The following is a 4121-nucleotide window of genomic DNA, read 5'->3' on the forward strand; positions in this document are numbered from 1 at the left end:
CCAAAATAAACCTGTCCCTTTTTGGCGGGTGGGAGTTGGAGTAAAGTAAGTGGTGGTTAACTAGAGGAGGCTTGTTATGGCACCTATCGATATTGTTGTGCTGGCTGTTATCGGTATTGCGTTTGTCGCGGTATGCGTGCGCATCCACCGCAAGGGCACCTGCGCCGACTGCGCCCAGGGTGGCGTTTGTACGGGGCACTGCTCCAACAAAAAGACCTGCGCCGCACTGAAGGGCGTGGACAAAATCGCCGAAGACCTGGGTCGCGGCGTCAGGTAACCCGGTCGCCAGATTCCCGGCCAGTGAGGGCACCGCGTACTGTCCTTCCGGCGTGGCAACAAAATGTTGCCACCTCATGCGAAGGGCGGGGGTGTATAGCCGTGAGACCAAGCAGGATCGCCCGCGATCGTGTGGACTCACGTCTGGCTCGCCGCGGCGTGGACGATACGGGTCGTCGCGATGCGGAATTCATAACGACTTAGTCTGCCTTGCGCCCGCCCGGTCACGGTGCCCCCGATTGCCCCATAGTCTTCATTGCGGTGAAAGTCTCGCGTGCCGTGCTACCGGACACGTCCCCTCGTGCGGTGAGGGCCCGTTAGGTCATATAATTGGATCATTCCAGAGCCGATATCCAGAATGACAATAGAGGGGAATCGCGTGGCTATCCACATCGTTGAGGAGGCACATCGCTGCCTGGGCTGCAAGAAGGCGCTCTGCCAGCTTAAGGGCTGTCCAGTGCTGACGCCTATTCCGCAGGTCATCGACCTGTTCAAGCAGCGTCGTCTGGAAGAGGCGGGCGAGCTGCTGTTCCAGAACAATCCCATGAGCGCGGTCTGCTCCATGGTGTGCAACCATTCGGGCCAGTGCGAGGGCGCGTGTATCCAGGGCCGCAAGGGCGCGCCGGTGCATTTTTCGAGCATCGAGAACTATGTCTCGACTGCGTATTTGGATCGTAAGGAGTGGGAGCCCGCGCCGTCGTGCGGCAAGCAGATCGCCGTGGTCGGCTCCGGTCCCGCCGGCATTACCGTCGCCATTAAGATGGCCCAGCTGGGCTGCGCCGTCACGGTGTTTGAGCAGCGCCCCGAGATCGGCGGTGTGCTGGAGTACGGTATCCCCGAGTTCCGCCTGCCGCGCTCGCTGGTGCAAAAGTACCGCCATGTGATGTGCTCACTCGGCGTGCGCGTTCGCCCCTCGACCACTATCGGCGGTGCGCTGCATATCGACGACCTGCTGCGTGACGGCTACGACGCGGTCTTTGTGGGTACCGGTACCTGGCGTGCCCGCAAGCTGGGCATTCCCGGCGAGTCGCGCGGCAACGTGCTGTTTGGTATCGATTACCTGGTCGATCCCACGAGCGTGGCGATCGGGCAGAACGTGGCGGTTATCGGCGCCGGCAACGTGGCCATGGATGTTGCCCGTACGGCTCTGCGCTCGGGCGCTCGCAAGGTTACCGTGTATGCCCGATCGCGCCATATCTCGGCCATCGATGACGAGGTGGAGCTGACCGAGCTCGACGGCGCCGAGATCGTGTGCGGCAAGGCGATCTGCGCCATCGACGATAACGGCCCGGTGTTCGAGACGGCTATCTTTGACGAGGACAACAACGTGGTGGGCTACGAGGAAGAGCTCGACCACGCGTCCGCCGACACGGTTGTGATCGCGGCTTCGCAGGTGCCCAAGGACAAACTCGTGCTTACGACGGGCGGCCTGGAGACCGATCATCGCGGTCTTCTTTCGGTCGATGAGCATGGTATGACCACCGTGCCGGGCGTCTTTGCCGCCGGAGACGTGGTCAACGGTCCGCTCACCGTGGTCCATGCCGTGGCCGGCGCCAAGCTCGCCGTCGAAGGCATGACCACCTACCTGGGCCTCTAACCCAACCCACCCCTCAGTTGCGGTGAAATAGTTCCTGTTTGGTGCGCCAAGGGCCTCATTCAGGAACTATTTCACCGCAACTTTTTTGTGGGTCGAGCGGAAGCCGGGGGAGCGCGTGCGGTCGGGTGCTGCGCGGTTGCTGATACGATAGGTATATCAGCAACCGCCGCCGAGCGGCTCAAATGAAAGGAACCCTGTATGGAGTCCTCCGCCTACCCGATACTCTTCAGCCCGATCAAGGTCGGTACGACCGAGGTCAAGAACCGCGTCTTTATGCCGCCGGTGTCCACCAACCTGGCCGACCATGGCTATGTGACCGACGACCTGGTCGACCATTACCGTGCCCGCGCCAAGGGCGGCGTGGGCCTGATCATCACCGAGGTCGTGACGGTCGAGCCCACCTATACCTATCTGCCGGGCGACATGTGCTGCTACGACGACACGTTTATCCCCGGCTGGGAAAAGCTCGCCGCGGCCGTCCACGAGTACGGCTGCAAGATCATGCCGCAGCTCTTCCACCCCGCCTACATGGCCTTCAACATCCCGGGCACGCCGCGCCTGATCGCCCCGTCCTTCGTGGGCCCGTCCTATGCCCGCGAGGCGCCGCGCCCCATCACGGTCGATGAGATCCACGAGCTCACGCATCAGTTCGGCGACGCCGCCGTGCGTATGCAGAGGGGCGGCGTCGATGGCGTCGAGGTCCACGCGGCGCACGCCCACGGCATGCTCGGCGGCTTCTTGACCCCGCTCTACAACAAGCGCACCGACGAGTACGGCGGCTCGCTCGACGCCCGCATGCGCTTCCTGCTCGAGGTCATCGCCGAGATTCGCGAGCGCTGCGGCAAGGACTTCATCATCGACGTCCGTATCTCGGGCGACGAGTACACCGATGGCGGCCTGACCCTCAACGACATGATCTACGTCTCGCGTCGCCTGGAGAAGGCCGGCGTCGACATGCTGCATGTCTCGGGCGGCACCACCATCAAGCGCGGGTCTGCCATTCCCGCCGCCGGCACGCAGCAGGCCACGCACGCCGCCTGCTCGCGCGAGATCAAAAAGCACATCAACATTCCCGTCGCCACGGTCGGCCGCATCAACGAGGCCTGGATCGCCGAGGAGCTGATCGGGGACGGCGCCGCTGACATCTGCATGATGGGCCGCGCCAACCTGTGCGATGCCGAGTTCTGCAACAAGGCCGCCGCCGGCAACGCCGACAAGATCCGTCCCTGCATCGGCTGCCTGCGCTGCCTGAACGGCATTATGTTCGGCAAGCGCATCTCCTGCACCGTCAACCCCGATGTTGAGCGCGACGAGGCCGGCTACGAGCCTGCCGCCGAGGCCAAGAACGTGCTTGTCGTGGGCGCCGGCCCTGCGGGCATGGAGGCAGCCTACATTGCCGCCAGGCGCGGCCACAACGTGGTGCTCGTGGATAAGCAGGACGAGCCGGGTGGCGAGATGCGCATCGCGTCCGTCCCGCCGGCAAAGCAGGAGCTCACCCGCGTGATCAAGTACCAGTACCGTCGCCTGGCCGAGGCCGGCGTCACATGCGTCTTCGGTACCGAGCTGATCGCCGAGGACATTCGGCGCGACTACGCGGGCTACGAGGTCGTCCTGGCTTATGGCGCCGAGCCCATCGCCCCGGCCTCCATGCAGGGCTTTAAGCAGGTCATGACGGCCGACGACCTGCTGGGCGGCAAGGCTTTCCCGGGCAAGAAGATCGTCATCGTAGGCGGCGGCACCGTTGGCTGCGAGACGGCCGATTACCTAGCCCCGTTGGTCAACGACCTCTCGCCGGCCAACCGCGACGTCACCGTCATCGAGATGACCAAGACGCTCGCCGCCAACGAGGGCGGTGCCGGTCGCGCGGTCCTCATCACGCGCATGCTCTCCAAGGGAGTCCACGTGCTGACCGAGGCCAAGGTGACCGAGATCACCGAGGACGCCATCAGCTACGAAAAGGACGGTGAGATCCACACCATCGCCGATGCCGATACGCTGGTGCTTGCCATGGGCTATCGTCCCAATACCAAGCTGGCTGATGACCTTGCCGCTGCCGGCGTTGCCACCCACGTGCTGGGCGATGCCCAGAAGTGCGGCAACATCCGCGATGCCATCGGCGACGGCTACAGGGTCGCCTGCGAGCTCTAGTCAGCCTCCTTTGCGCCGTTTGATGTAGAGGGTCCTGTCCCGAGGCGCCAATCGATAGAGAGCAAAAAGCGGCCGCCGTCCCGTATACGGGGCGGCGGCC

At 63.8% G+C, this 4121-nt stretch carries 3 protein-coding genes; all 3 read left to right on the plus strand.

All coding sequences use genetic code 11. The features are described 5' to 3' along the window. The first annotated feature begins 76 nt into the window (after positions 1–76). Entirely contained in the window at positions 77–277 is a 201-nt protein-coding gene (locus tag SFLMC1_RS02890) for a hypothetical protein (protein WP_152074752.1), read from the plus strand. A 378-nt stretch (positions 278–655) separates the two neighbouring features. Then, positions 656–1873 (plus strand): FAD-dependent oxidoreductase, encoded by a 1218-nt coding sequence (locus tag SFLMC1_RS02895; RefSeq protein WP_152074751.1) that lies wholly within the window; start codon positions 656–658, stop codon positions 1871–1873. Positions 1874–2071: 198 nt separating this feature from the next. Then, positions 2072–4021, plus strand: coding sequence for an NAD(P)/FAD-dependent oxidoreductase (locus SFLMC1_RS02900; RefSeq protein WP_152074750.1), 1950 nt, complete (start codon positions 2072–2074; stop codon positions 4019–4021). Positions 4022–4121 lie beyond the last annotated feature (100 nt).

Origin of the sequence: Collinsella aerofaciens (genome assembly GCF_901212495.1) — a bacterium.
In the GTDB taxonomy this organism is placed as follows: Bacteria; Actinomycetota; Coriobacteriia; order Coriobacteriales; family Coriobacteriaceae; genus Collinsella; species Collinsella aerofaciens_H.

What these genes read in the sequence shown, in the direction of transcription:
- SFLMC1_RS02890 (WP_152074752.1), top strand. Translation starts at nt 77, where the DNA reads ATGGCACCTATCGATATTGTTGTGCTGGCTGTTATCGGTATTGCGTTT.
- SFLMC1_RS02900 (WP_152074750.1), top strand. Translation starts at nt 2,072, where the DNA reads ATGGAGTCCTCCGCCTACCCGATACTCTTCAGCCCGATCAAGGTCGGT.